This is a genomic window from Ruminococcus sp. AM31-15AC (assembly GCF_003462045.1).
GTDB classification, from domain to species: domain Bacteria; phylum Bacillota; class Clostridia; order Oscillospirales; family Ruminococcaceae; genus Hominimerdicola; species Hominimerdicola aceti.
Map to the genome: position 1 here is coordinate 1 of NZ_QTYG01000107.1, position 1,842 is coordinate 1,842.

Here is a 1,842-nt window from a genome sequence, read left to right on the forward strand (position 1 = left end):
GTTTGTTCGCTGCCTGGAGCTGCTGTGCGATAGTAAGTGACTCTCCCGGTGTACGTGAGCCTGCACCTGTGTCTATTTCCCCGATCCGTGCCTTTTGCACCCACGTCCCCAGCGTCCCTTTGGGGATGCACAGCTCATCTGCTGCTGCCTTGGTGCCAATCTCCTTTGCGAGCTTTATTGCCTGCTTTTTAAACTCTTCATCATATTGTTTTCCTGTTCCCATTGATGACACACTCCTTTGTTTTTATTATACTTTGATTGTTTTTTATGTGTCAAGTTTTATTATACAGGATTAATATGACTTCCGCAGCGAGGGCATATCTGCTCATTTTCGGGTATAGTGCAGGTGATGACCTCGGTCTCGATGTTCTTTATGACCTCATCACGTTTTGTCTTTGCGCTTTTTCTGACATAACCCTTGACGTCCTTCTTTACAGGCTCTTCCGTTTTCTCTGCATATTCCTGTTCGGCCTCGTTGAAGAAAGATTGCTGATCTTCACATTCGGTTCGCTCGCTTGATGCTCCGAATATTTTATGCTTAGAGAGTATCAGCGCTTCAAGGAAGATATGATTATCTTTTCTGAGACATTCATTTTCGACCTCTAATTTGTCTATCTTCTTATCACGCTTTCTGATCTCTTTTTCAAGTACAGCGATATATTCTGCGTCTGTCATATTACCTTTTTCTATCACTGCACTCGCCTCCAAAAGTAAGATCTCACTGTATATATTTTATCATAAAAAGCCCGAAAAGTCTATTAAAATCAGACGTTTCGGGCATAGAAATATTATCAACCTATATGTTCATTTTTTCTGTTGAAAACTCAGCACACTTTTCCTTTCTTTGCAGGTTTGATGGCTGTTTTTTGATCTATCGAAAGACCTTCCATCAGCCAGCGAAATTCTTTCTGAGTTATCAACTTAGCCTCATTTGAATCTCTCGGCCATTTGTATTTTCCGTTTTCCAAGCGTTTGTAAAGCAGTACAAAACCGTCTTCTTCCCAGATCAGAGCTTTGATGCGGTCACATCGTTTCCCGCAGAACAGAAAGAGGCTTCCTGAAAAAACATCGAGTCCAAAATTCTGCTGCACGATAGCCGCAAGTCCGTCTATTGCCTTACGCATATCAGTGTATCCGCACACAATGTAGATATGCTCCGCATGGCTCACATCACCTATCATTCAAAACCACCAGCAATCGTCTGAGGGTTTCCGAATTGAAATCTTCGGGCAGATTGACGACTACGTTTCCTACGGACAAAGATATCTGTTCGTGTGATACTGCGATTTCCGGTTCAGTACTTACCGGAACGATCTCATGCTTTTCAACTTCGCCGCACAAAGCCTTACGCACCCGATTCAGGCGGTAGTAATAGGTTTTCTGATTTATGCCATTCTGTCTGCACCACTGTGAAACGTTCAAGCCGCTTTCATTTCTGAGTTGCACCATTTCTGCCCATTGCTTTAGTCTGACTTCGTTCTTTATCCTTGCTATTTCGTTCATTCTGATCAACTCCAATTAGACTTTTTTCTTACTTCTAATTTAGTCTATTTGGTGTTCGTTGGGTAGGGTGGTGGGTTGTTGGGTGGGGACAAAAAAAAGCCCGTAAATACGAGCTTTTCTTCGGATGCATCTATTTCATTGCACTAATATGGCAGGGGCAGAAGGATTCGAACCCTCGGCACGCGGTTTTGGAGACCGCTGCTCTACCAACTGAGCTATACCCCTAGATAAAAAAATGTGGTGGACCATCAGGGACTCGAACCCCGGACCCACCGGTTATGAGCCGGTTGCTCTAACCAACTGAGCTAATGGTCCACATAGAGCAAAAAAAATAGCAAG

At 43.5% G+C, this 1,842-nt stretch carries 4 protein-coding genes and 2 tRNA genes; all 6 read right to left on the reverse strand.

The window, feature by feature from the left end; genetic code table 11:
- The coding region (locus DW793_RS14075) for a transposase (RefSeq protein ID WP_147342231.1) at positions 1 to 223 on the reverse strand (223 nt) is incomplete at its 3' end.
- Between the two features lie 59 nt (positions 224 to 282).
- The gene (locus DW793_RS14080; RefSeq protein ID WP_252969916.1) at positions 283 to 693 is read right to left on the reverse strand and encodes a transposase; all 411 of its coding nucleotides are present in this window, start codon (positions 691 to 693) and stop codon (positions 283 to 285) included.
- Between the two features lie 131 nt (positions 694 to 824).
- Positions 825 to 1,181 carry an IS66 family insertion sequence element accessory protein TnpB gene (gene tnpB, locus DW793_RS14085; RefSeq protein ID WP_118158523.1) on the reverse strand — a complete coding sequence of 119 codons (357 nt, stop codon included), beginning with the start codon at positions 1,179 to 1,181 and terminating at the stop codon, positions 825 to 827.
- Positions 1,171 to 1,503, reverse strand: coding sequence for an IS66 family insertion sequence element accessory protein TnpA (locus DW793_RS14090; RefSeq protein WP_118158524.1), 333 nt, complete (start codon positions 1,501 to 1,503; stop codon positions 1,171 to 1,173). The genes tnpB and DW793_RS14090 overlap by 11 nt, the downstream gene beginning before the upstream one ends.
- A 149-nt stretch (positions 1,504 to 1,652) precedes the next feature.
- A tRNA-Trp gene (locus DW793_RS14095) sits at positions 1,653 to 1,728 on the reverse strand.
- Positions 1,729 to 1,741: 13 nt separating this feature from the next.
- Positions 1,742 to 1,818 (reverse strand) — tRNA-Ile (locus tag DW793_RS14100).
- Positions 1,819 to 1,842: the final 24 nt, after the last annotated feature.

Coding starts and splice junctions, on each gene's coding strand:
- tnpB (WP_118158523.1), bottom strand. CDS start 1,181: ATGATAGGTGATGTGAGCCATGCGGAGCATATCTACATTGTGTGCGGA.
- DW793_RS14090 (WP_118158524.1), bottom strand. CDS start 1,503: ATGAACGAAATAGCAAGGATAAAGAACGAAGTCAGACTAAAGCAATGG.